This window comes from Pseudoalteromonas rubra, assembly GCF_004212645.1.
Taxonomy (GTDB): domain Bacteria; phylum Pseudomonadota; class Gammaproteobacteria; order Enterobacterales; family Alteromonadaceae; genus Pseudoalteromonas; species Pseudoalteromonas rubra_G.
This window is the reverse complement of record NZ_PPUZ01000006.1, coordinates 20,620-47,466: the sequence shown is the minus strand read 5'-3', so window position 1 is coordinate 47,466 and position 26,847 is coordinate 20,620. Positions and strand designations below refer to the sequence as shown.

Sequence of the window (26,847 nt, the reverse complement as noted above, 5' to 3'; positions counted from 1 at the left end):
TCAATAACCTTAACTGCAGATAAGTTTAATCTAAACAAAAATGGTTATCAACAACAAAAACAGAAATAATGAGAATAATTCGTAGTTGCATTGCTTGGGCTTTTCTAACACCTTCCAGTTCAATGGCTTAGGTTTTTGCCCCGGTTAGCTATTTTTTACCTAAAAATTAGTCATTGGGTACATTTTTTCCAAATCTAGTTCAGAGCGGCTTATAAATTGATATAATTAGCGTAATCTGAGCAATGCATGCCTCAGCAGCTATGACTGCACAAAGCGTCAAAGGACTGTTCTCTGTTGTGCACCCGGGAACGTGAGAATGAACTACTGGCTACAAGCAGCGTTATTGTCTTTATTATTAATGTGCCATCACCTGGTGGTTGCAGATCCCTATTATGCAAATCAGATCAGTCGTCTCTCAACGCAGGAAGGACTTTCTCAGTCAAGCGTGACAGGCCTGGTGCAGGATAACCAAGGGTATATCTGGATTGCCACTCATCAGGGACTCAACCGGTATGACGGCAATCAGTTCAGCCCCTTTGTGGGCCAGACGCAGTTTTTAGGCAGCGACATCGTGCTGATCAAGCTACTGGAGGACAACCAACTCTTTATCTCAACCGCGCAGTCAGGTGCCTTTTTACTCAACACCTACACTTTTGTACTCGAGAAATTGTTTGATCAGGGGAGGCGCCAGGGCATAGCCCCCGACGCCGCAGTCAATGCTGTCGCCCAGTTCAAGCATAATTACGTGATTGCGATTGAGAACGTGTTATACACCGTCAACGCACAGACGCTCGCCTCAAAACGCCTTGCCACCCTCCCCCAAACGGCTTATATCCGCACCTTACTGGTGTGGCATAATACTTTGCTCATAGGTACTGAGTCAGGGCTGTTCCAACTTGAAAACGATCAGCTGTTGCCCATTGACCATTTAGGGGCAACCAGTCGTTCTGCGCTCAATAACAATGTAAAAATGCTAAAGCAAGACTCAGCGCTTGGGCTACTTGTCGGGACAGTTGAAGGGTTGTTTGTTATCCCAAGTGACGGCAGTCAGCTACAAAGCGAGCAGGCTTATCAACTTGTTCCACAGCTCAACATATGGGCACATGAACATGGCACTTATGGAGAATACCTGGCCACAGATACGGGTTTATACCTGCTTGAGCGCCGTAATCACAGCACCACTCAACTAATCTCGTTCACCGAAAGCCGTTACTTAACGCCGCAAAATACCATTCCCGTGATGTTGTTAGACAAACACGAGAACCTGTGGCTCGGGTCCAATAATAATGGCGTATTTGTCTGGCCAACATCTGCGTATCGGTTCAAGCTACTCGCTTCTCACGATGATAACTTCAACAATAATATCTGGGCAGTGCATCAAAGCAATGATGGCACACTCTGGCTTGGCAGCGATGACGGACTACACCGCTTTTCTGCAGACCAACAACCAACACTGCAACAGAGTTATTTTCGCGACCCAAACCACAAACCGGCTTACGGCAGTCACGCAGTTTATCGCATCTATAGCTCGCCTTATCTGGCCGACAATATCCTCCTGCTCGACACCAGAGCCGGGTTGCAGCAGTTTGATACATCGACAGGGCAAGCCTCACCAATCATGATATCCAACACAAGCGTTGCGATGACGGACGACGACCATCTGGTCGGGTCGTTAATGCTAGACCAGCGCACTTTGTTGTTTCACACCCATCATAATATTTTCCTGTATGACCTGGCTTTGCAAACCGTAACCACACTGAGCGAGCTGGAAGCGCAGCTAGATGACCTGCAAAGCCTGTTGTTTTTACCTCCCAGACCAGAAAAGCCAGAAGAGCTGCTACTGAGCACAACCACAGCCTTGCTCAGCTACGATCGGCGCAGTCACCAGCTAACACCCGTGTGGCAAGCCGAACAAGCGCCCGACAGTGTCTACCCACTCGTTAATGACTGGATGCAGGACTCACAGGGAAGGCTCTGGCTGGCAACCAACACCATGGGATTGATAGCGCTTGAAACGAGTAACCTGCAAAGCAGTATACACATCAGCGAAAATCAGGGGCTGGCGACTAACACTTTGTACCAACTTGAACGCGATCTGCACAATAAGCTTTGGATCAGCAGCCAAAATGGGCTCTATGCACTGGATTTGGACACATTACACCTCGACCATTTTGACCATCGCAACGGACTGGTCACTAATGAGTTTAACCTGGGGGCAAGCCAGGTCTTGCATTCGGGCGATATACTGTTTGGCACGCCCAATGGCGCGGTGAAGTTTAACCCCAGTGCCTTTACGCTGCCACCTGAGCGCAACCCCCTCGCGTTTTCTAATCTACAACTGATGTCACGACCTATGCTGGCGTCCCCAGCGCAATTGCAGTATGGGACTCTGCAGTTTGAATATGACGATATGGGATTTCGCTTTGAGTTCAGTCAGTTCAATATTTTCAATGAACGGCGTAACTTTGTGCATGCACACCTGTCCGGACCGAGTTCCGTTGAAATCGAGCATGTCCGCAACAACTATCTGTTTTTCAATACATTAAAACCCGGGAACTATACCCTGACATTGTCAGAGCTCATACCCGGCAGTCATGAAAAACGCGCCCAGAGCCAGCTGCATTTTGAAGTCAAACATGCCTGGTGGAATACGCAACTTGCCATGGTCAGCTATGTGTTGTTCGCCAGTGGGTTACTACTGTTTATCTACCGCAAACACCAGAGTAAACAACTCGCGCTACGCCGGACCTACGAGCAGTTGGCACATGCCAAAGCCCAGACCGACTTGGCACTGAAAAAAACACAAAGTGGGTTGTGGAGTATGGAGATCCCAACTCAGCAAATCACCCTGCTAGGCAATGCCCAGGATGCCAGTCATAGTAAACAACTCAGTCTTGCCGCCTTTTTTGATAAAGTGCATCCACAGGATCAGGAGATGGTACGGCGTCAGTGGGCGCGCTTTTTAGCCGCCCCCGACAGCCAGCTTTCTATTACTTATCGTATTCATTCGAAACAACGCGGCTGGCTCTGGTATCACGATATTGCCAAAGTCAGCGAGTGGGACGCTCAAGGTAGACCACTCAAAGCATCCGGTATCTACAGCAATGTAACTGAGCAAAAAGCCAATCAGCTGAATGCCGCTATGTTCGCTCAGGCCTTATCTCAAATTCAGGACTGGTTACTGATTTTAGACAAAAACCTGCAACTATTGTCGGTCAATCAGAGTCTGGCTGGGGCTTTAGGGCTGAGCAGTAAAGCCCCTCAACAGCAGCTGACTCTGACTAAACTGAAAAAGCTCTTAGGACGACAACAGCTGACTCAGTTGCTTAGTGCGCTAAGACAGATCCAGCCCAAAGAGAATATTAAACAGGAAATTGATATCACATTTGATGCACAGCGACAGAGCACGGTTCAGCTGAGCATCAATGCCGTTGCGGATGATGGGGGTGACATCGAGTTTCTGGTAATTGTTGGCTCAGATCTGTCGCAACAAAAGCAGGCCCAAAGTGAGTTGCGTTACCTCGCCAACTTCGACGCACTGACCGACTTACCCAACCGCAACCTGATGCTTCAGCATATTGAGTTCGCAATTTATAACGCTTCGAAGCATAACGCAGGGTGCGCGTTGTTATTCATCGATCTCGATAAATTTAAGCCAATCAATGATGCTTATGGTCACTATGCGGGCGACCAGCTCCTGATAGCAGTAACGCAACGGATCAGCAGTGTACTCAGTGAACACTGCATATTGGGCCGACAGAGTGGCGATGAATTTATTGTGCTGGTAAAAACCTTTGCAGACATCGCACAGATCACCGAGCTGGCTCAGCACCTGATCAACTCCTTGTGCGCGAAATACGAGGTGTATGGTATCTCTATGAGTATTTCAGCGAGTGTCGGGGTGGCTATTTACCCTTTTGACGCACAAACAGCCGAAGCCTTATTACGTAACGCCGATATCGCCATGCTAAGCGCCAAGCAAAGCGGCAGAAACAGCTTCAAGTTCTTCACCAGTGAGATGAACGCACACCTAAGCAGAAAACTCAGTCTCGAAGCGGCACTCAAAGAAGCCGTTGCAGATAATCAGCTCTACAACCACTATCAACCGATTGTAAACACCACCAATCATACGCTCACTGGCGTGGAACTGCTCATGCGCTGGCAACTGGAATCAACCCCGGTTTCACCTGCCGAGTTTATTCCTATTGCAGAAGAAGTGGGCTTAATTGAGCAAATGACAACTCAAGCATTGCGTCGTGCACTCAAAGAGCTGGCGCCATTTTTCCGCCAGCAGGCGTCGTTCTATTTATCGTTGAACCTGTCTCCGCAACATATTATGCGTGACAACCTTGCCACTTCACTGAACGATATTGTCGCGGAGTTTGGGCTCTGTAATCACCAGCTAAAGCTGGAAATCACCGAAAACAGCTTTCTGGCAGACAGGCACAAAGCCGGGAAAACACTGGCCGAGCTCAAAAAGTGTGGTTTTACCCTGCTATTAGATGATTTTGGCACCGGATACTCATCACTCACTTACCTGAGCCAGTTTCCCATCGACATTATCAAAATCGATCAGAGCTTTATTCGCACTTTGGAAACCCATCCGCATAACCGCTCAATTGTAAAGACCATCTATATGCTGGCACAGAATCTTCATATGGCGTGTATCGCCGAAGGGGTAGAAACCGCGCAGCAGGTGAGCTTCCTTCGGGATTTGGGCTGCGAATATATGCAGGGATATTATTTTTCTAAGCCTTTAAGCGCAAGCGGGCTGCTTGAACAATACCCGCCGGATGTCGCCGAAGTCGGCTAACGATCTTGCCACCGGTTCAGGCACTGGTAGAGCGCATCCGGCTCAATGGGTTTGGAAACAAAGTCATCCATCCCCACTTGCAGACACTTCACTTTGTCCTCGTTAAAGGCGTTCGCCGTAATGGCAACAATATAGGGTGAGCCATATAAATTGGGGTTTTGCCTGATCCGGCGCGTACAGTCAAAGCCATCCATATTTGGCATCTGACAATCCATCAGGATAAGCGGAAATCCGGCGCCTTCCAAAATCGCCAGAGCATCCAGGCCGTCATTGGCTTTGGTCAGGCTACATCCGGTATGCTCCATTAATTTGGCTGCAACAATTTGGTTAATTGGGTTGTCTTCAACCAGCAGTACGTTCACACCACTCAAGTCCGGTGCACTGATATGCTGTTTCTCCTCAACCTGAGCCTCACCCACCGGCGCTGGAATGACCACAGTGAAGGTGCTGCCTTTGCCCCAGGCACTGTCAAGATGAATAGAGCCGCCCATGGCTTCTGCCAGGCGCTTACAGATAGTCAAACCAAGCCCGGTGCCACCGTATTTACGGGTTGTCGATACATCTGCCTGAATAAACTCACCAAACAACAGCTTTTGCTTCTCCTGCGCAATACCCACGCCTGTGTCTGCTATGGCAATATGCAATGCTTCATCAACATAACTGGCAGTCAGCTTAATGCTGCCCTGCTCGGTAAACTTGCCGGCGTTGCTCAGCAGGTTGTTGATGATTTGCGTCACTCTCAGCTCATCCAGTTTAAGATAGTTCGGCACCGCGTCACTCACCTCATAACTGAATGCCACCCCCGCTTTGACACCGGTTTTACAAAACGAGGTAGTCAACAAACGCAACATTTTACGGCACTCAACATCGTGCCGGTCAAGCTCCAGTGCACCCGCTTCAATTTTCGAGTAATCGAGAATGTCATTGAGGATCAACAACAAATTATGCGCCGACTGGTAGATGATCTGCAACGACTCAGCTACTGACGAGTCATGGGTTTGACGCTGCATATCTGCGGTCATGCCAATAATGCCATTCAGCGGGGTGCGAATTTCATGACTCATATTGGCCAAAAACAAGCTCTTTGCCGAGCTGGCTTTATTGGCCCTGTCCAGCGCGTCGATCAGCTCTTCCGTTTTCTCCTGCACTTGCGTTTCCAACTGAGCATTAAAATTCTTAAGCTGGGCGTTAAGGGACTGATTTTCCTGATTCGCCTTTTGCAACTTTTTAAAGCTCATGGACAGCTTAAATGCCAGCTGAGTGAACTGCTGTTGCAGCGTGATCACTTCAAGAAATGTGGCTTCCTCGCGGGGTGACAAGTCGTCATTACGGCTGGCGGGGTCAAAGCCATTCAAACGGCTGCTCAAATCATGCATGGGATTGATCAGCATGCGGGTCAGCTTGCTAACCAGCACACTGCTCAGGGCGATTATGAACAAGGCGAGGAAAAAAGACTGCCCCCAGGCAGACGCAACCGCCAAATTGACGTACTTTCGCTCAATCAGGCTGATAACCTGCCAGCTAAACTCCTCTGAGCGCACGCTACGGCGGTAAAACACCTCTTCTGTTTTGCCGATATACAAATTCTGGTTGTCGTTTGTCAGCGCATTCAATGTTACATCATCCAATGCATCCAGGGTATTAAAGTCAGACTTCAGTGAGCTAAAGACCACTTTATTGTCGCTATCGAGGATCATCAGGTGCCCCATATGCGATAAAACACGGGGAATAAACTGCTCAAATGTATTAAAAAATACCGAACCTTCGACAATGCCGGCAAAGTCCCCTGCGTTGTAAATCGGTGCTGAAATGGCCACAATCGAGTCATCACCAAACCCTCTGCCTCTGAAAATACCCGACACAAAGCCATTGGGATAATAAGGCGCCTGGATAAAATACTGACGATCGGATACAGCCGGCACTTCGCCCGCTAAACTGGTCCTGAGTGTATCGGGATAAAAGTGGCTAACCAGACCGCTTGCATCGGCAGTAATCGCGGTACGAATATTCGGGTATGACTCAACCAGGCGGGTGATCGTCTGCTCTGGGTCCAGCCCGGCTTCGATATTGTGCGCTGCATCCGCCAGCGCCCGGCGATGATTACCTAAAAAGCCATCTATGCGCTGTGCGGTGGTGTTGGCCACATCACTCAGTTGTGCCCGCACCTCAAATTCAATTCGTTCGTAGTGGCTGTTGGTCAGCATAATGGTTGTGACCAGCACCACAAGAATAATAAGGTGACTGATCATGTAATTGAGGATGCGATAGAGCGGTTTGGCCTGCCACAGCTGTTTAAACAAGAACAACGACAGCAGGTCAACAATGACCAGACAAATGGCGGCATTGATGAAGTATTTGGCCAGTGCCGTCACTATTACCAACAGATTGAGATCAAGCGCAAACTTACCAAACAGGAAGAGCAGCGGGATCCCGAACAGTATCCAAAACGCCAGCCCCCGCATAAACAAGGGCTTATTGGGCCTGACACAAAATATCTGCAGCCAGGCTATTTCTAACAAAAACACCATCGAGGGCCAGCAATGGCCCCAGCGGTAAAATATGAAGGCTGCGCCTATCGCAACGCACAGCAAGGCATAGCGCCACCCCAGCGACATCAGCGCCAGAATAACAAACAGCTGCCCCAGCAGAAACTCGGAACTGTCCAGGAACCATAATGGCAGCAGGTTAGCAAAACCACCTAATAACCCCAGCAAAACCGCAATTGCTACTTTAGGTAATGCTATTATTTTCCCAAACAATACTCAGGCTCCTCTTGTTTCCAACACCCACCGAAACCGAACGCAGCAGGCATACGATGACGTTCCAGTGCGCCAGCCAGCGATGCGGGCGTTTACCCGCACCACACAAACCTATGCTGCCTGAGTCTCGCTGGCTGGTGATTTTTATTTTATTAATACTGTTAAAAAGTAAAGGAAAAACTGAGTTTTGCCAAGTTTAGTGATCAGGACAATCGTGGCTTTCTATTTGTAATACACATTGCTTGACGGCATAGGTCTTCATCAAGGCGCGCTCAACTTCCAAACGACATGCCTCATCATGCATTTCAATTGTGCAATGGTGTTTAAGTACAATGTGCGCCCCCACCGTTAACTGATTGTCCAGATTAGTCACCGTGACATTATGCACACTCTCAACATGCTCCGTCGAGAGGATCAACTGCTCCAGCTTATCGACCGCTGGCAACAACTGCGACTTTTCTGTCAGGCCCTTAATACAGGTATAAATAACCTTAATACCCGTGAACAAAACAAACACGGAAATCAGCATGCTCGAAATAATATCGATAACTTCCCAGTTGGTAAGGTGGATCAGTACGCCTGCCACAAAGGTAGAAATGGTAGAAAGTAAGTCAAAAAAGGAATGCAGAAAAACAGCGTACACATTAATGCTGTCTTTACGCCCTTTATACAACACCCAGGCCGACGCACCGTGAAACAAAAACCCAACGGCCGCGATGCTGGACATGGCAAAGGCGTTTACATTAAGGTCATGACCATCGCCGTGATGCCCAAGCCGCTCGCCACCTTCAAGCAAAATGATAGCGGCGATAGATAAATACAGTAACCCGTTGAACAGCCCGCCGGTATACTCGGCTTTCTTGTATCCGTCGTTGTAGGTTTTCGCTAACTTGATTGCAACAGCCGAAGCGATCAACGCAATGAGCAAAGAGCTGTTGTGTACAAATAAATGTCCGGCATCGGCCAGAACCGCCAGCGAGTTCGCGTAATACGCACCAACTACCTGAATAATCATAAAGGTACAGGTGAGTGCAAGTGCGATTAGAAGTCGATTTCGAGACGCTTGGTGTGTTGTCAGATCGGTCATTCGAGCAGTTTAATGCCTTATAAAATACAGCAAGGGAAATGATATACAGTCGCAATTGTACCCTGATTTCAACGACTGCGCATCAAAAATGTCAGCTGTAAACAATAAATCAGGCGCTTAGTCGCTTATTGTGCTCCCCATAACTTAAAACCGCCTGCTCAAATATCCGCACCTGCTCATGGCTAAACTGACACCGGGTATACCTGAGAATATCCAAAGACACTTCGCTGACTTTACAGCAATCCGGTGGCCGGGTTGGGCTAAACTCTGCATCATCGGGGAACACCACAATCCAGCGCACGCCAAACGGCGTATTTAACACACCAGCCAGTGTAGAAGCGCGTTGCGCCGCGGCTGTCAGAGGGTTTGCCAGATAGTGGGTTTTATTTTTATGCCGACTGGGCCAGACCTGGCTATCCATTTCAACAGCTATCAAGCCGCTTTGTTCAGCTACCACGACAACAAACACCCCGAACGGCGACAACACCACACAATCCACTGACAGCGCGTCGAGCTGGTTGGGGTATAAATGCCGGCTAATAATGGTGTAGTTTTTAGCATCCAGCGATGTAGCCAGGCTTTGATAGACCTGCCACTTTAGCCTGTCTGCTTGGGCTTTATCGGCGTCGCGTTTGCGTAATAACAGATAACGGCCAAGTGCCCACATCAGGTAAGCCACAAAGCACAGGGCAACCAGGTTGAGCGCACCAAACCCTGGATCGATATGCGTTACAACCTCATCCTCGGCCAACTCACTTGTTTGTTGCTCGGGCGCTGCACTGAGCAAATGCCTCTGCGAGTCTTTACCGGCTGCGTTGTCTGGGGTCGCCGCCGCGCCAGCCATGCCACTGCCGACAATCAATAAGCAAACCAAAATCCATCTAATCATGCCCTCACCTTCTTTAGCGTTGAGCCAGTGCGTTAAGTGTCCACGCCTCCAAAATACCATCACTACTTAATGTCACAAGCGTATGTCTGTCTGCTGCATACATGTCCACTATGGTTGCACCATCGTGAACAAAACTGATTTGCCAGGTGCCCAACTCTTCACCACTTTGCGTATTCCAGATACTTAAATGTGACTTAGATGAAGACGTTGCAAGCAGCTCGCTGCCTTTTATAAACAAAGCTTTGCGAAACACTTTAAAGCGCGACATATATTGTAACTCGCTGATACTTTGTCCGTCGGTCAGTGATGCTACCACCTGCTCGTTCAACGCATCCGAGGCAAATAAGGCTGAAAAATCGTCGCGCACAGCCACACTGGTTACCCGATGATCAAACTCTTTCATAAAAATAGGCTCAGCTGAGCCAAATTTCCACAATGCCAGTTTTCCGTCTTGTGCGCCGGTGACAAATAGCTCGCCTTTGTCATCCCAAAATACATGCTGAACAGGCCGCGAATGCGGGGCAAAACGGTTATTTATCTGAGTATGTAAATCGGCCATGTTAATTGTGCCGTCCGCCATGGCGACAATGGCTTTGTCATTTTTCGGGGAAATAGCCATGGCCGTGATCACCGCACCCGGTGTCACGCCGCCAAATGCCACTTTAGTCACCAGCTTACCTTTACTCAGTGACCAAAACGCCAGCTCTGTCTCGCTGGCAATCACCAGCATCTGCAAATCTTCAGACAGCGCGATATCTCGCACAAACTCGGGGGTCTTGTCCTGGGGCACAGTGAATTCTACTTGCTGATCAGCAACATTCCAGACCTGAATTTGTTTTTGATTATCAAAGGTGACAAGCTTAGTACCATCTTTTGAAAAGTGGCCAATCGCAATACCACTGTCATTCAGCCTGCCAATGTTGCCCTTACTAAGCTGGATCTCTTCATTACATGCACTCAACACCAGTACACACAGCAGGATCAGCCATCCCCTTAACCGCATAATTCTACTCACGACACCACTCAAACCGCCATTATACGTGTATTCTCTGAGAGTAAAAAGTACGCCTGTGCTTTCACCCTCTACGAGGTCAGACAGCCTACCCAAACCTGGCGTAAGCTTCTATTACATCTCAATAACACGTAACCTGACTAGTCGCAGCAAAAACTACACCAGCCTCAATCAGTGCTTAAGTAAGGTGCTGATCTGCCAGAACTCTATAAACCCGTCACTGCTGAGAGTCAGTAGCTGGCCTTGCGGATCGGTATGCATATCCACAATGGTGGCATCGCGACTGAGGGCCTTGATATAGTATGCGCCAATTTCCTGACCACTTTGTGCATCCCATAATGTCCACCAGGCTTTGGAAGAGCCCGTAGCCAGATAGCGTTGATCAGCACTAAAGGCTGCGGCTCTGAACCACCTGAAACGCTCCGGGTAACGTAGGGTCACATCATAGTCAGCGTCTGAATATATAGAGAAAATACGCTGCTCATTCAGAGCATCGGATGCAAACATGCTGGCTTCATCGGGACTTTGAACCACGCTGGTAATGCGCCTGTCAAATGTAAACCGTCGCTTGGTTGCCAGGGTGTGCGCATCGTACAACACGATTTGACCGTCGTGCCCGGCACTGATCACATTCTGACCTTGGGCGCTCATCGCGATATGCATGACTTTGCTGTCGTGCGCTTTCGCTCTTTTAACCAACTGATTATCCACGTCCAGCAAGTTAATCGTGCCATCGTTTAAGCCAACCAATAATAAATATGGCCGCTTGTATAAACGCAATGCCGATATTTTGGCAAGCTCTGAGGTGGGATGTACGGACACAGCCCCCAATTGCTTACCCAGCTCGATATCCCACAATTCAACCGATGAGCGATAGCCTATCGCCAATTGCTTGTTGTCTTCGCTGAGACTGAACGCCAGGATTTTGCCTTTTGCATTACGCGGTTGTGTGATTGGGTCGGCCTTGGTAAATACGCGGGCCGCAGTGGCAACATCGAAAACGGCGAGCTTATCGCCGGGGTTGTGCAGCACAACATAGCGGCCATCAGCCGAAAACTGCCCCGTTACTGCGCTATGCCCGAGGTTAATCAGTTGAGTGTCATGGTCCTCATACGCAGCATCACAGCCACTCAAACTAAGCACGGTCAGCACACCCAGGCTCACAAACAGATGTGTTGCAAATTGCGCCATCTGACACACCTCCCGTCTCTCTTGTAATCGGCTGTAATGTACAAATATCGCCCAATTGTATACCTTTTGACCTGCCTGCCGTGAACTGGTTCATCTGGCAGCGTCTCTTATTTCCCCTGGCAGCGCAGTCAGCTGCCAGTCTTTTGATCAGGCGCTATACTTGGTTTAAGGTGTCTGTTTAGGAGGTTCCTATGCCCAGCCCACCAAAACGTGCAGCCAAAGGTCATGTATCTGATCATGGCTCAGCATTAAATAAGGCGCTCAGCCCGGACAAGCGCAGGCAATTTGCCCAAAAAGCCAATCAGGCCTATGAAAAAAAACCCCCTGAAGGAACCAATATAAAGAAGGAGATAGCCAAAAACAAGGCAGAGCGGGAAGCCAAATCGGTTGTTTATAAACTCGAACTGGTGCTGTTTTTTATCGTACTGGGCGCCATTATCTTTCGGGTTGTATTTATGGATTGATAAGTCGGTCATGCCACCTGCGTGACATGACCGCCACCCTTAACTTTCCAGCAGCTGATAGAAGCGACTGGTTACCCCGTTGGTCCAGCCAAAGCCTTGCTGCACCAGGTACTCACCGCCGCCAGCGCGCACACCGGGCGCAACCACATTGTACTTTTCAAGCAAACAACCGTGCTGTGCAAAATCGCGCTCCAGCATCGCCAACCAGCGCCTGGCAACAGTGGTTGCCAGCTTCTGATAACCGTAATTAAGCAGGCCATTGACCGCAAACCATTGCAGCGGTGCCCAGCCATTTGGACTGTCCCACTGCTGATCCGTCTCGGTCAGCGTGGTAACAAGCCCGCCCGCTTTTAGAAAGTCTTGCTCCAGTCGCTGCACCATGGCGTCAGCTTGCAGTTGACTGGCCAGACCCAAAAACATAGGCACAACCCCGGCCAATGACATCACCTGGCTACGCGTTTGCAAAGCGGTATGATAGTCCATAAACCAGCCCTGCTCTTTATCCCACAAATAAGCCTGGATAAGACGCTTTCGCTGCTGAGCCAGTTGCAGAAAATGGGCGCTTTGCTGCGCCTGACCGAGCGCGGCATAACATTCACTGAGCTGCCACTCCAGTTGATGCAACAACGCATTGAGGTCGATTGGGATACGTTGCACCGTATTGATACTGCACAGTTGCTCAGGGTCATCCAGCCAGCGGCTGCTGAAATCCCAGCCCGACTCACAGGCCGCGCGAATATTCCGATAAAACGCAGCACGGTGCTCCCGCTCCAGCAAAGCCGCAGCTTCAATGTCCTCTTTATAAGATTCAGGTCTTGGCTGCGCGCTGTCGTCCCAAAAGCGGTTCATCACACCGCCGCAGGGCATACGCACTACCCGCCGACTTTCGCTCAGCGTGTCGTTGAGTTTGTCACTGTCTGCCATCCAAAACGCATGCTCGGTTTGCAACGCCTCGGTCACTTTTTGCAGCCAGGCCAGGTCCTGATGGTGCGTTTGCCACAGCAAAGATACCATTAACGCTGTCACCGGCGGCTGCGAGCGACTGGTATAATAACTGCGATTGCCGTTAGGTACATGACCAATGCGCGCTATCAGGCTGACAAAATTATCGAGCATATTCGACACTTGCTCGGTACGACCGGCATCCAACAGTCCCAGTGCGGTAAAATAACTGTCCCAGTAGTAAATCTCATTAAAGCGACCGCCGGGGACGGTATAGCTCGCTGGTAAATCCAGCAGTGACGAGGCATTGCCCGCCTGTGGCGCGCGCTCAAGACGCGTCCATAACTGGCTGATATAATCTTTCACTGACGTCGCATTCAGCGCCGCCAGTTCAGGTTGCGGCGCAAACTCAAAATGCTGTGCAACAAAAGCCGCCAGATCTTCGGGCATCTCGCGTTCGTACTGCGCACAGGCCAGCTCCCAGCTGACTTTTGGAATAGCATCAGCAAAGTGTTTGCTGTCGGAAAAAATGCCCTGCATTTGCACCGCTTTAAACAAGTTTGACTGTTCAAACTGCATCGAAAACTCCTAAAGTGCGCAAGCGCTGGCCTGTGCCTGAGCGCGTCGCTTAAACAAAAATAACGTAATGGCAATGCCGAACATGGGGATCAGAGACAGATAAAACGCCTGCTGTCCGCCAATGTATTCGAATACAAACCCGGTGATCAGCGAGCCTGTAGTACCGCCCAGGGCTGAAAAAACAACAATCAGGCCGGTCATTGGGGCGTGTAGACGCTCAGCCAGGCTGCTGAGCATCACTGAGTTAATCACCGGGTAAATGGGTGCCATCAGCAGGCCAATCAAAGGCATCACGTAGGCCGCAAGCGGCGCATCAAACAGGCTATTCACCGCACGTGGTTCAAGGTTTTCGGTCATGGGTAAGGTCAGCAGTACCAGGGCCGCCATACCAACCAGACACACATTCAGTAGGCTATACCAGTGAACACGCTTCAGTAACTGACCAGCCAGCAGTCGACCCACCGCCAGACTGGCAGCAAAAATACTGGTTAGCTGAACCGCAATATCCACTGGCAAATTTAAAACCTGGTTGTTAAATGTGGGCAGCCAGGTCCCGACACCCTGTTCAATCAGTACATACAAAAAGGCCGACAAGATAAACACCAGTACCAGCGGCTGATAAACCAGCTTCAGCATACCGAAAAACTCGTCTTTCAGCGGCAGCTCGTTACTGTGTTGTGGCTTTTTCATCGGTGCACTGATCACCAATAGGGCCGTCACCAGCGTCAGCGCCCCAAGCAGGTAGTAAACATTCAGCCAGGACAAAGAGTCGGCCTGCTCACCGATAAACGCTGCAAAGATCCAGTAGCCGCTGAGCACCCCAACCATAAACAAGCCTTCAATGGTGTTGAGTAAACTGGAATGCCCCTTTGCATCTTCTGTGACCTGACCTATCAACGCATATACTGTCACCTTGACGATAGCGAAGGCACAGCCCACACTGGCAAATAAGGCCTTCAATGCCCAGAAGGCGCCCAGCACAGGTGTGAGCAAACACATGAGTGCAACCACAAACAGCGCGCCAAGCAGCGCTAGCCGATAACCGATACGCGGAATAAACGAGGCAACAAGGAAAGACACAATGGCAATCGGTATGTCTTTAAAGCCTTCCAGGCTGGCAGCCTGAGCTTTTGACACGTCAAAGGAGTTGATCGCCTGCAATATCACAGTGCCGACACTGTTGAGCAAAATCGCAAACAAAAAGTAGCAGGCCGCCATGGCCAGCACGACTCTGGTGTGCTTCATAAGGGTACTCTGTAACCATTCAATAACAGTCAGTCTAGCCGCGACAATTTACTTTTGCAATCGTTTGCAATTCTAAAATTAAAAATTTGTACGGATTGTTTACAGACTCAGACGCAACAAAAAGAAGGCGCATATTATCTTTGTGGTGTTGATCACTCTGTGCAGCTTAGCTCGACTGGCGCTTGATCAGTTCCACATCCAGCTGCGTAGGCTGTGGCTTATCGCCATGCAACTGCGCCAATAGCTTGTCGACCAGTACTTGCCCGGCCAGGCGGGTATTCTGTTTGATGGTAGTCAGCGACGGCGAACTGATATCCGCCATTGCAATATCATCAAAACCGACGATGCGCACATCATTGGGAATGCTGACATAGCGCTCTTTGAGTGCTTTCATTGCACCCAGAGCAACCATATCACTACAGGCAAAAATACCGTCAAAACTCAGGCCTTCACTCAGCAACGTCTGATTAATAACCTCGTATGCGGCCTGGCTGGTTATGTCGATTTTCAGTAGCGAGGCTGTTGCATCGGGCGTTTTATCTACCTGTTCGCAAAAACCACGATAACGCTCCGCCAGCTCCGCGTGAGCCGGGTCGCCCATAAACAACACTCTGCGTGCCCCCTGATCCAGTAAATGCTGGGTGGCCATACAGCCAGCCCGGTAGTTATCGCTGCCAACAATGGGATAATCCCCTTCGGTTTTAGGGTCGCCCCACACCACCAAAGGCGTGCCTGCACTGGCCGAGCGCTCGATACGGGCCTGCTGTTTACCCTGACCGACCACAATCACCCCATCGGCACGGCGGCCATCGATAAAGTATCCGTGCCAGTCATCCCCGGCCATATAAGAGTTTGACAGCAGCAGCTCATAGCCCTGACGATTCACCGCCAGGTTAATGTCGCTCACCACTTTAAGTAAAAAAGGATCATCAATTGATTGCTCCGTCTCGGCGTCGAAGTTGATCAGCACCGCAATAACATTGGTTTTTTGTAACCTGAGACGGCTGGCCGCAGCATTAAGACTGAAGTTGTGTTTCTTCGCTAATGCCTGCAACTTATTGCGGGTTTCTTCTTTGATCAGCGGATTGTTATTCAGTGCCCTTGATGCAGTAGACGTCGACACGCCAGCCAATTTTGCCAAGTCCGCGAGTTTCATTTTTTTTGACTGCATCTTTACCGCACCACCAAAGAATTATTGTAACAAGTTGAATATATTAATTTTAAAGACAGTATTAATGCCTGTACACAGCATTATAGCGCAGCGTTTACTCACCTGTCTTACCTTTTCTGAACGCATTTAAGCACTCATCGGTCCAGTGTCTAGTTTGCCAAAGCATGTCAAAAAAGTTGCAAACACCCTATTGCAAACGTTTGCATAACGTTCTATTTTAAAATGACGCCGCGTGCAACCTTTGCTCTTTTGTGTTTTAAACACACCCAACTGAGCCTAACCGGCGGCGCATAACAATAGCAATGAGCACAGCCAAAGCTGTGTAGACACTGACAACACATATGACAACCAAGGGGGCAGTTCCTGTGAACCTAGGCAACAAATACTCTTTAATCGCATCCGCGGTGGCCGCAGCCATAACCGTATCGGGCGCTGCACAGGCGGAGCAACAAGCCGCAAAGCAAGACAAAAAAGTCGAAACCATCATTGTATCGGGTACTCCCGGTGGTGCCGGTATTCGTAAGCTGGACGCCAGTTTCGCAGTCACGAATGTCGATGCCGTACAAATTGAGCGCCTGGCGCCAAAAAGCACGGCGGATCTGCTTAAATCAGTTCCTGGGATCTGGGTTGAGAGCTCAGGTGGTGAGTCTGGCGCCAACGTATTTGTGCGCGGCTTTCCCGGCGGTGGCGATGCCCCATTTTTGACTGTCAGCCTGCAAGGTTCACCTATCTACCCGGCCCCGACTTTGTCGTTCCTGGAAAACTCGTCTATCTTCCGACTTGATGAAACGATAGCCCGCATGGAAGGTCTGCGTGGCGGACCAAACCCGGTTGTTTCAAACGGCCAGCCAGGTCTGACAACCAACTTCCACCTCAAACGTGGCTCAGAAGCCACCGAAGGCACAGTAAAATACACCACCTCTGATTACGGTTTACAGCGTATTGATGGTGTGCTCAGCGGTGAACTCAGCGACGATCTCTACTACATGATAGGTGGCTATGCAAAACGCTCTTCGGGGATCCGTGATGCAGGCTTTACCTCTGAAAAAGGCCATCAGTTCACCATTAACCTGACCAAAGAATTCGATAACGGCGAGTTCAATGTCTACACCCGTCAAACCGACGACACCGGCGCCTGGTACTTACCAACTCCGCTCAATGTTGAGGGCGTCGATGCTGGCTTTACCCAACTGGGCACCCTGAACCGTCAGGCCGTGATTCATGTTGCTGGTCAGGACAAAGAGATTGATCTCGGCGAAGGCCGCGGCTGGAAGGGTCATGTTTCCGGTGGTAGTCTGAAACTTGAGCTGGCCAATGGCTGGCAACTGATTGATCGTTTTAGCCTGACAAACGGCGACGCAAACACCTACGGTCTGGTGCCTGACGGTGCAGCAACAAAGTTAGCCAGCGTGGCTGATGACGGTAGCAGCGCAACAGGTGCAGTGACTGGCACTGTGTACGACGGCGATACCTGGGTACAAAACTATGGCCGTTGGGTTGTCCTCAAAGAAATTGAGGCATTCACCAATGACTTAGCCATCAGTAAAGAGTTCTCATCAGTGAACAGCGCCTTTGGTATTTACACGGCAACCACTTCAGCGAAAGACTGGTGGAGCCTTGGTAACTCTGCTTATCACGTACTTACCGCAGGCGGCGAAGCGCTCACTGGCATTGAATGTAACAGCAGCGCAGACGGTTGTGGTTTTAATTACGACATCAACAGTACTGGCGACGCAACCACTGTGGCGTTTTACATCACCCACAGCTACCGTGCCACCGACGCCCTCACGCTGGACTTAGGCCTGCGCAGCGAAAAGCACGAAGTAGACTACTCGGTTGATGAGGGACTGGACGGCACCATAGATAAGTTTGTTACCTATGATGAGCGCAAAACCTCCTGGACTCTGGGTGCCGACTTCAAACTGGATGACCAAAGCGGTGTGTTCGCGCGTATGAACAAAGGCTACAAAATGCCTTACTTCGACGATTTTCGCGACAACTACGGTGCCTATCAGGGTGGCGAGCGTCTGATCAAAGAAGTCACTCAAGCTGAGATTGGCTATAAATACATGGGCGAGAGCAGCGATGTATTCGCGACATTATTCGCCAATGAAGTTCAGGGCGACACTTTTGTGCGCAAACCAGGTGATCCCGCTGAGATCCTGACCAACGAAGCCATGGGTATTGAGGTCGACTATAACTTCAACCACAGCTCTGGTTTTAGTGTCAATATGAATGCCACCTGGCAGACAACCGAAATCACTGAAAGTCCGAACAATGCTGGCAACGAAGCCCAGCGTCAGCCAGGCTGGCAGGTACGCGTAACACCAAGCTACGAATTTGAACTGGGTGATATGTTTGCCACCGTTTACGGGACCATTTCAGCCGTTGATGACCGCTTTGGTAACAACGAAAACACTGTGGTACTGGATGGCTACGAGAAGTTCGATCTGGGCTTTACGCTGGAACCAACGGAGCAGGTAAAACTCATGGTATCGGTGGATAACCTGACCGATGAACAGGGGATCACCGAGGGCGACCCGCGTAATGCCGACGCACCAAACGGCCGTTACATTATGCCGCGCAGTGTTAAACTCAGCGTAAGCTACAGTTTTTAAAAATCACGCAGCCCAGGCACTATGCTTGGGCTTTTTCGTTTTTATCACTAAACTCATTAATACAATAATATGATGACTCTTTGCACTGTTTTACTGACAAATGGGGGAACTATCATGAATATTGAAGACGTCCGTCACGGCGAATGGGTTGAGTATCATAAACATCCGGTCGAGGTGCTCAGTATAGATAAACAACACAACATGGTGACGATTTACGATGCGCGTTCGCAAAGTAAGGTCGATGTGCACATTGACGAGCTAAAAGATGATCCTCAGTGTCACTGCGACTCATATTTGTATTTTTGAGGTATTTGGCCAGTGTTGTTAAAGCGCGTTCAGTAAAAGGCCGTCTGACAGCCGCCTTTTACTGGATCTTGTTAGCGCAGCGCGGCTTTTTAACTTAAAATTGTTTATTCTCAAAATGCATAAACAGCAAGTGCGATACACTCGACAGCATAATCAGTGCAATACCGACAAGCCCTAAAACGGACTGAGTCTGATTAAGAAAGAGATACCCTAAAATACTGGAAAACAGGATCTGTGCGTATTCAAGTGGCATTAACTTTGATAAGTCGCTTTTGTTAAACGCAAAAAACCTGGCTGCCAGTTTGATGATCAACAATGCACCATAAACCATAATCAATAACCAGCTACGCGTATCTAGTGGAATCCAGACAAAATACATAACGGGAAGTAAGAGCAATGCTGAGTACAAGGGTCCAAATACCATTTGAGGTATCACTTTTTCCGCATTGCCGATTCGTTTCAAATTCACATTGTAAATCACTAAAACGGTCACTGCGCACAAAGAGAATGCTAACCCGATTAAAGGGCTTTCACTATTACCAACCTCATTGAGCAGCTTAGGTGAAAGCATCAAAAGCACCCCAGCCAGATTCAAAACAATCGCCCCATAAACATAGTGTTTGGGCTTTTCTTTGAAAATATAGACAGATAACACCGATGTGATCAGGGGAACAAAAAAATTGATTGCCGTTACTTCGGCCAGGCTCAGATACTGCAAGGCATAAAAAAGGCACACGGTTGAACTGACCCCAAGCACGCCTCGATACACATGCAAAGACATGTTAGTCGGCCTGATATTCTCCCAACGCCCTTTTGAAAACAAGGTAATCGCAGCAACGGCCGCCATGGCATTGACCAAAAAGACGACCTGAAATGGACTCACTGACTTCCCCAGGATCCCACCAAGCAGCAACATAAGGCTAAGAATAAATGAGTCAGACAAAATCCAACAGACTGCCGATTTTTGATTTTTATCCATAAAACTGCTCTTGGTAAATCCCTTCAATTGAGTCCATAAAATGATCGCCTATGTACTCTGATTACAATCAAAAATACTGAGGGATTACTGTCTAGCCCCCTTTTATTTGTAATAGTTAAGCACGATAAAAAAGGCAGTTTCAAGTTAAATAAAAAAAGCAAAAGCCATCAGTACCAATAATTAGAACAAACTAAATTGCAAAGCAACCCCCTGTTAAGAAGATTTATATAAAAACCTTTATAAACAGAACCTTACAAGACTTTGAATTAGTCAAAAACCCTCTCGTGTATTGGAAAAAAATCAATAAGGTCATTTAAGAAATTGTGGCCCTCTGCCGCAACAATTTAAATTTTGCTGTACACAGGTTTGACGACAGAAATGGAACACCGACTTTGTCTCGACAGCAATAGTAACAGAGCGTTTCAGAGGAAAAGTGGCGCACCTGAGCACCATTTACAGCATAGTAAATAAAGCGTCTTTTTATACGCCTCATCGTGTGCTAACTTTTGGGAAGATATAGAGAAAACAGGGACCGTGTGCCCAAATATCGGGCACACCAGGCTGAGAAAACGCCAATACACTATCGGTATTCAATCATCCATTTTGCGTTATCGTTACTTGCCTTGCCATGGCGGTTTAGGTGCAGCTGCTGTGTGCTGGTATCCAGCCACACATACTGATCCCAATGAGTATTTTTGAGATTCCAAACGCCACCTTGGTCTATCAAATCAAACCCAGACTCTTTTGCAGAATCCCAGAGTTTGACGTAACCACTCGATGACGCGCTGTAGCTCAGAAACAATTCAGCATTGTAACGACTGCGAAAATACACTTGCTGATCTTTGCCCGTTACTCCCAAAAACTCCACCGGCTGTCCGCCGCTGGCTTTTAGTCTTGCGTTGTTTGCAAGCCCGGACTCGCTCGATACGGCAAGGCCTGTTTCAGCACTTTTCAGGATCATGGCCTGAGACGCATCGGCGGGCAACTCGGGTGCCGTCCAGCCATCAGGTGCGGTTTTCCAAAATGGCGATTTCCATTTCCAGTTATATGGCATGTCCATCAGCGGGTCGTTGACGTCTTCATAGCCCTCCACGGCCTCTACATTATAAAGGCACTGACGACGCTCTTCGTCTAACTGCGCAACGCGCTCAAGTTGACTCACTGTGCCCACATTCAGCTCAGCCATACACTGTTCAAGGGATTTACCTTTGCCCGATTCACCCGGTGCCAGCACATAGGTGTGATCGCGACGACTTTCATCGTCATACCACTGACGCATCGCCGTTTCGTCGAATGATAGCCAGGCGTCGACCAGCATCTGAGCTTGCACACGTGCATAGCTTTCTCGCTGCTCAACTGGCATTGCCATCGTGCGGATAAACGCCGCCCAAAGGTCTTTACTGGCTTCCAGCGCCACCAGTGCCACGGGTTTCATATTGCTTGGACGATAGCCATCCCAGCTGCCATCCGTACGTGTACCTGGGTGCCAGATCACATCACCACTTTCATAACTGATTGCATCGCCGGTTGCATGCGTGTGCTGCTCTGCACCTTCAGAGCATAAGTAGGCTTTTACCTGCCACACTTTTTCGTAGTTGTCTTCGGGCAGGCGCACGGTATGCTCCGGGCTGAATGAATCCTGGAACAGGTGTACAGCACGGCCAAACAGGAAGTAGTTATGGTCGACCTCTACGGCACTGGCATAACCGCCACCATCCCAGACCTTGATCTGTTTGCTTTGTGCCATAGCGGCATTAACAAAGTGGTCAATAAAACGCGCCTGTCCGCGCTTGGCCGCGTCGACGCCACCAGCGCCGCCCACGTCGTCATAGCGGCGCATAAAGTGGTCTTGTTGCAGCTCGGCTGGCTCCTGAGCCACTGCGTTAAAACAATTCGGACCAGTCGGGTCGATACTGGCATTGGTGACGTTAAACCCGGCAATATCGACCCAACGCTCACCCACTATGGCGGCAAAAATCGCATCGTATTCTGAGTAATAGGTGTTGTCATTACGACGATTGGCAAGAATTTTTGCGACTTCCGTTTGTGCGATGTTCAGCTCTGTTGACTTCGCAAGGCCCTGCTCCCAGCTCATACGAGGATCATTCGCGTCTTCCACCTTAGTGTCCTGGGCCAGCAACTCAAGTGCAGAGGTTCTGGTGAGCCATTCATGGCCTATGGGCATAACGCCGCCGCCACCGAGCTGGGTAAATGCGCCGACTTGAGCACTTGCTGCAACCGCAACAATACAGGCGAGATGTTTTAACTTCATAATTACTCCTTAACTAATTTTGCCCACACATTGTCACACACTTGAAATATGAAATCTTTAATAAAACATAAAAAATTCATAAAAATCACATTAATTAGAATGCTAAGTGAGCAAAAAAGCAGTTTAAGTATATAAATTCATCAACAACGCATTTTTAAGATAGGTTAGGTGGAGGGCTCAGATCCTGGCGACCTGATAATGTAAATGCGGTTTTTCTAAGGGAATTGTTAACAAATGTCGTGGATTGAAAAGGGTCAGTCCGCCCTTTCAACCCATACTGTTTACCCGGCTGACACAATACCCACTCAGCGTAAGTCAGCTGGTGTTGGGTAATCCGGGTGATCAACGTCCCTGTGAGACCAGACGGCCGGGATTGCTGGCTCCCACTTTTCTTCGATGAGGTTCACCAAAGTAGCCAGCTCGTATTGCGGCTCGCCATAAAACGCCAGCCAATCTGCAGGCACGTCTTTAGGATCGGCCCTTTTTATTACATGCGCCATCCATTGCTTTCTCAGCTCGGCCCATTGCGCGCTTTGTTTACCACTTTCGGCTATCCCTTCAATAGGACGCAGTTCAATATAAATCGTTCGCCGCACACCTTCGCTTCTTTTTGGCTCTGAGCTGTGCAGTATCATCATATCCTGCACCAAAATATCACCCGCTTTGGCTGGCTGCTGAACAACACCGGGAATATGCCAGCCATGCTCACTGGATAGCGTATAGATATCTAAAATTTCGTGCTGTGAGTCGGGAATATACCTTAAGCAGCCATCATCTAGGTCGGCATCATCCAGATACACGCCCACATTCAGGTACGGGTAGTTCCTTGGGTGTGGCGCGCCGTGATGCCAGGCAATGTGCGGATGAGGGTGCGGATATTTGTACACCAGATCAAGCTGCATAGGCACACAACCAAGGCCGACCATACTTTCGCATATTGCCAGCATAGTGGGACTGGCCAGCAGATCTAACACCAATTCGGGGTCATCAAAAAAGAGGTCATTGTAACGAAACAGCCTGGGCTCTCCCGATTCATTCGACAAATGGTACTGATTTCGCACCGCTCCATCTGCCAGCTCTTGTTTTGCCGAAGCTTCTAACCTGACCGACAATGCTCTGAGGCGCTGTAACAAATCTTGCGACAACGCCTGTTCAAAGCGCACAAAACCATTTTGCTCATAAAAGCTCAATTTTTGTTTATCAATAGATGCCATAACCAAACCCTTTGTCCTTATATATCCAATCACTTAGCTTTGCTCATTCTCTTTAAAATAGCAATTACGCGCGGTTACGCCAAAGCCTTGTTTGTCCTATGCGAGTGATGCATTGAGTGCGCTTTGCACATGAATAGCGGTGGTGTCATAAAGGGGAATATCAACATCGGCATCACCAATAAGCAAGGCGATTTCAGTACAACCCAGAATAACCGCCTCCGCCCCCGACTCCTGCAGCGCTTTGATGATACGTATATAATCCTGCCGCGCGCTGTCAGTCACCTTGCCAAGGCAAAGCTCCTGATAGATCACATCATGGACACGTTGCTGGCAAGACTCCGCTGGTACACACACTTCCAAGCCGAACTGGTCCGCCAGACGAGTGCGATAGAAAGCCTCTTGCATGGTGAAGCGCGTGCCCAGTAGCCCCACTTTCCTTATCCCATCTCGCAGCAGGGCCTGCCCGGTTGCATCCGCAATGTGCAAAAGTGGGATCCCTATCGCCTGGCGTACTTCCTCTGCAACCTTGTGCATCGTGTTGGTACAGATCAGAACAAAGTCTGCCCCAGCCGCTTCAACAGACTGAGCGGCGCGTGCCAAAAGCGTGGCGGCCCCTTGCCAGTCTCCCAGGCGTTGTTGCGCTTCAACCTCGGCAAAGTCAACGCTAACTAATACGATTTTTGCCGAGTGCAGCCCGCCCAGTGCGGCTTTAACCCCTTCATTCAGCAAGCTATAGTAGCTTAAGGTTGACTCCCAGCTCATGCCGCCAATCAATCCGATGGTCTTCATTGTGTTCACCTTGTTGTATTCGTGCTTGTCTCACCAGACTCTCACAGCTGGTGGTTAAAGTGCAGCTTTTTGTTGCCCAAAATAGTCTATCCATCGATAAGCCGGCAAGTATCTCCCTGTCATCATTTCGTTATTGTACCCGTTTAGATTGATCTCCATTGCTTTCATACTCAAGCAGAAGTATCTGGATGCCGGAAAAACACAAGTGGACGGGAATCGTTTGTATTTCGTTGAGAACCTTTCGCTGGAAAAATAAGACGGAGCTCAGGACACTTTTACAACAAAGCCAGATTTTATCTGGCTTTGTTAATTGGCTTCTTTAATCGCTTATATTGTTTTTCCGGCTGCTGAAGTTATGCCGGGATCCGACAATACTGATCTCCATAGGCAGTGTAACACCCACCATTGGTCGGGCATCCCGTTTGTATATTGGTATTACATGCGGGCTCAATTGTCGGGAAGCATAAAAGAGGATGATTGGTAAAGTTCCCACCTGCCACCTTGGGAGTCATTGCGCCGGGTATAGCCTTGCTATCAACGGTCAGGCCCTTGAGTTTTTTCTTGTTTAATTTCAATTTCATTGGTTATCCTCCTTATACTTGCAACTTGAGTTAGAAGCTCGTCCGTGTTCAGGCTTGTTGTCGATTAGAAGTCGTAAGTTGGACAACCTTTGCGCTCATCAGTGAGCTCAGGTAAGCATAGAATTGGATGGTTTGTGTATCTACCTCCGGCAACCTCAGGTGTCATGGCTCCGGGTAAAGCCTTGCTGTCTGCCGTCAGACCTAGCAGTTTTTTTTTGTTGAGTCTCAGTTTCATTATAATGTTCCTTATATGGATAAAACCCAATTATGAACACAAAAAAAACAGCAACTCAACAAAAAAACAACAACATTACAAATTTATGAACTGATTTAACGCTTACAGTGCTTTAAGCGCCTGGATCAGCCTGTCGATATCTGCACGACTCACACCCAGATGCGTTACCAGACGCATTCCCTGGTAGCCCGGCGTGATCTGGATCCCCTGCTCAACCAGATCTTTAGCAACCTTATGAATATCAATTTGATTTGCAACATCCACATAAACCAGGTTGGTCTGCACTGGATAAGCCGACGTATCGAATCCTGGCAGTTCATTCAATTGCTCGGCCAGATAACGCGCATTATCGTGGTCTTCTCGTAAGCGCTCAACGTTATTTTCCAGCGCATACATGCCTGCCGCAGCCAATATGCCAGCCTGGCGCATACCACCACCTAACATTTTTCTTAATCTCCGGGCCTTGCTGATAAGCGCCTTGCTACCCAGCAACAAAGATCCAATCGGTGCGCCCAGCCCTTTAGACAAGCAAATGGTCATAGAGTCGAAATGCTGTGCAATGGCCCGGATGTCGACCTCCTGTGCCACTGCTGCGTTATATACTCGGGCGCCGTCAAGATGCAACAGCAGGCTGTGTTGGCAGCAAAACGCACGCGCCTGAGCCAGATAATCCAGACTCAACACTTTCCCGCCAATGGTGTTTTCCAGGCTGAGTAGTTTAGTGCGGGCAAAGTGGAAGTCATTGGGTTTGATATAGGTTGCCAGTTTTTGCAAGTCCAGGCTGCCATCGGGCTCGTTTTCTACTGGCTGCGGTTGAACCGAACCCAGTACTGCCGCACCACCGGCTTCATAGCGATAGTTATGGGCGTTTTGTCCACATAAATACTCATCGCCACGCTCACAGTGGGCTAGTATCGCCAATAAATTAGCTTGTGTGCCTGAGCTGACAAACACCGCCGCTTCAAACCCATGGCGCTGCGCCGTAAACTGTTCTAACTGATTGACCGTTGGGTCATCACCATAGACATCATCGCCAACCTCAGCCTCAACCATAGCTTTAAGCATGGGTTTGCACGGTTTAGTTACGGTATCGGATCTGAAATCTATCATGGTTGTTTTTCCTGTTACGGCAATAAATTAAAGCGTCAGTAGAAAACATTTTTAACTTTTATACAAGTCTCATACAGTGGCCGGATTTACTCTCCGGCATAGCGCTTTTCAACTCGCCAAGGTGGATTAAGGCGATTTTCACCCGCCCAGTATAGCTTGATCTTATTCCCGGATGGGTCGGCCACTATGGCTTCACGCCACAAATAAGGCTCGTCGGTTGGGGCCTGTAACAAAGTGATGCCACGAGACTCTATCATTGCAATCCACTGCTCCAGCGCTTCATGTTCAAAATAAATGGTGGTGTTATGCAGGATCTCATCCTCACACAATGACAGCGAGAAGGTTGCATCGCCATGCGGGCACACAAAGCGCGCATAATGGGGCGTTTCTACGATTTGCGTAAAGCCCAGCTTAAGATAAAACTCAACCGCCTCGTCCATATCATTCACGCTCAAAGTTACCTGGTTTAAGTTCATATTCCTCTCCTTTGTGGTTGTCGCAGCACTATGTTGCGCTGAAAGAAAGGCAAAGATAAAACCTCAATATAACTTTAGGTCAATATTTTTTAGAAATTATATTTATGAAGATATT

At 49.0% G+C, this 26,847-nt stretch carries 20 protein-coding genes; 4 read left to right on the top strand and 16 right to left on the bottom strand.

The genetic code is table 11. The features are described 5' to 3' along the window. Positions 1-316 precede the first annotated feature (316 nt). Entirely contained in the window at positions 317-4,813 is a 4,497-nt protein-coding gene (locus tag C3B51_RS03265) for an EAL domain-containing protein (protein ID WP_130244161.1), read from the top strand. On the opposite strand, the gene C3B51_RS03260 is transcribed toward C3B51_RS03265, so the two are convergent. The 5 genes from C3B51_RS03260 to C3B51_RS03240 form a co-directional block, all read right to left on the bottom strand. After that, the gene (locus C3B51_RS03260; RefSeq protein WP_130244160.1) at positions 4,810-7,572 is read right to left on the bottom strand and encodes a hybrid sensor histidine kinase/response regulator; all 2,763 of its coding nucleotides are present in this window, start codon (positions 7,570-7,572) and stop codon (positions 4,810-4,812) included. The two genes, C3B51_RS03265 and C3B51_RS03260, sit on opposite strands and share 4 nt — an antisense overlap. 196 nt (positions 7,573-7,768) lie before the next feature. Further along, complete coding sequence (locus C3B51_RS03255; RefSeq protein ID WP_130244159.1) at positions 7,769-8,659, bottom strand: cation diffusion facilitator family transporter; 891 nt, start codon at positions 8,657-8,659, stop codon at positions 7,769-7,771. A 109-nt stretch (positions 8,660-8,768) separates the two neighbouring features. Then, the gene (locus C3B51_RS03250; RefSeq protein WP_165389108.1) at positions 8,769-9,548 is read right to left on the bottom strand and encodes a nuclease-related domain-containing protein; all 780 of its coding nucleotides are present in this window, start codon (positions 9,546-9,548) and stop codon (positions 8,769-8,771) included. A 13-nt stretch (positions 9,549-9,561) separates the two neighbouring features. Then, positions 9,562-10,551 (bottom strand): WD40 repeat domain-containing protein, encoded by a 990-nt coding sequence (locus tag C3B51_RS03245; RefSeq protein ID WP_130244157.1) that lies wholly within the window; start codon positions 10,549-10,551, stop codon positions 9,562-9,564. A gap of 180 nt (positions 10,552-10,731) precedes the next feature. Then, the gene (locus C3B51_RS03240) at positions 10,732-11,751 is read right to left on the bottom strand and encodes a WD40 repeat domain-containing protein (protein WP_130244156.1); all 1,020 of its coding nucleotides are present in this window, start codon (positions 11,749-11,751) and stop codon (positions 10,732-10,734) included. A gap of 191 nt (positions 11,752-11,942) precedes the next feature. Between C3B51_RS03240 and C3B51_RS03235 the strand changes: the two genes are divergently transcribed. Then, positions 11,943-12,215 carry a hypothetical protein gene (locus C3B51_RS03235; protein WP_130244155.1) on the top strand — a complete coding sequence of 91 codons (273 nt, stop codon included), beginning with the start codon at positions 11,943-11,945 and terminating at the stop codon, positions 12,213-12,215. A 39-nt stretch (positions 12,216-12,254) separates the two neighbouring features. On the opposite strand, the gene C3B51_RS03230 is transcribed toward C3B51_RS03235, so the two are convergent. From C3B51_RS03230 to C3B51_RS03220, 3 genes are all read right to left on the bottom strand, one after another. Beyond that, positions 12,255-13,736 (bottom strand): trehalase family glycosidase, encoded by a 1,482-nt coding sequence (locus C3B51_RS03230; RefSeq protein ID WP_130244154.1) that lies wholly within the window; start codon positions 13,734-13,736, stop codon positions 12,255-12,257. Between the two features lie 9 nt (positions 13,737-13,745). Then, a complete protein-coding gene (locus C3B51_RS03225; RefSeq protein WP_130244153.1) occupies positions 13,746-14,981 on the bottom strand; it encodes an MFS transporter in 1,236 nt (411 codons plus the stop codon). A gap of 166 nt (positions 14,982-15,147) precedes the next feature. Continuing rightward, positions 15,148-16,152, bottom strand: a complete 1,005-nt coding sequence (locus C3B51_RS03220; RefSeq protein ID WP_130244152.1) for a LacI family DNA-binding transcriptional regulator — start codon at positions 16,150-16,152, stop codon at positions 15,148-15,150. A gap of 365 nt (positions 16,153-16,517) precedes the next feature. Here C3B51_RS03220 and C3B51_RS03215 point away from each other — a divergent pair, with 365 nt between their 5' ends. Both C3B51_RS03215 and C3B51_RS03210 read left to right on the top strand, forming a co-directional pair. Further along, positions 16,518-18,770 carry a TonB-dependent receptor gene (locus tag C3B51_RS03215; protein WP_240701846.1) on the top strand — a complete coding sequence of 751 codons (2,253 nt, stop codon included), beginning with the start codon at positions 16,518-16,520 and terminating at the stop codon, positions 18,768-18,770. Between the two features lie 114 nt (positions 18,771-18,884). After that, the gene (locus C3B51_RS03210) at positions 18,885-19,076 is read left to right on the top strand and encodes a hypothetical protein (RefSeq protein ID WP_046003398.1); all 192 of its coding nucleotides are present in this window, start codon (positions 18,885-18,887) and stop codon (positions 19,074-19,076) included. Positions 19,077-19,170: 94 nt separating this feature from the next. Here C3B51_RS03210 and C3B51_RS03205 read toward each other — a convergent pair whose 3' ends face one another. The 8 genes from C3B51_RS03205 to C3B51_RS03175 form a co-directional block, all read right to left on the bottom strand. Continuing rightward, on the bottom strand, positions 19,171-20,055 hold the full coding sequence (locus C3B51_RS03205; protein ID WP_125718374.1) for a DMT family transporter: 885 nt from the start codon (positions 20,053-20,055) through the stop codon (positions 19,171-19,173). 580 nt (positions 20,056-20,635) lie between these two features. After that, positions 20,636-22,327, bottom strand: coding sequence for a hemolysin D (locus tag C3B51_RS03200; RefSeq protein ID WP_130244150.1), 1,692 nt, complete (start codon positions 22,325-22,327; stop codon positions 20,636-20,638). 305 nt (positions 22,328-22,632) lie between these two features. Next, positions 22,633-23,541, bottom strand: coding sequence for a phytanoyl-CoA dioxygenase family protein (locus C3B51_RS03195; protein WP_130244149.1), 909 nt, complete (start codon positions 23,539-23,541; stop codon positions 22,633-22,635). A gap of 96 nt (positions 23,542-23,637) precedes the next feature. Continuing rightward, positions 23,638-24,330: an aspartate/glutamate racemase family protein gene (locus C3B51_RS03190; protein WP_130244148.1), complete on the bottom strand. Its 693-nt coding sequence runs from the start codon at positions 24,328-24,330 to the stop codon at positions 23,638-23,640. Positions 24,331-24,683: 353 nt separating this feature from the next. Continuing rightward, positions 24,684-24,911, bottom strand: coding sequence for a hypothetical protein (locus tag C3B51_RS03185; RefSeq protein WP_130244147.1), 228 nt, complete (start codon positions 24,909-24,911; stop codon positions 24,684-24,686). Between the two features lie 64 nt (positions 24,912-24,975). Beyond that, positions 24,976-25,146, bottom strand: coding sequence for a hypothetical protein (locus C3B51_RS23535; RefSeq protein ID WP_165389107.1), 171 nt, complete (start codon positions 25,144-25,146; stop codon positions 24,976-24,978). Between the two features lie 102 nt (positions 25,147-25,248). Continuing rightward, positions 25,249-26,256: a low-specificity L-threonine aldolase gene (ltaE, locus tag C3B51_RS03180; protein WP_130244146.1), complete on the bottom strand. Its 1,008-nt coding sequence runs from the start codon at positions 26,254-26,256 to the stop codon at positions 25,249-25,251. Between the two features lie 86 nt (positions 26,257-26,342). Then, positions 26,343-26,732, bottom strand: coding sequence for a VOC family protein (locus tag C3B51_RS03175; protein ID WP_130244145.1), 390 nt, complete (start codon positions 26,730-26,732; stop codon positions 26,343-26,345). Positions 26,733-26,847: the final 115 nt, after the last annotated feature.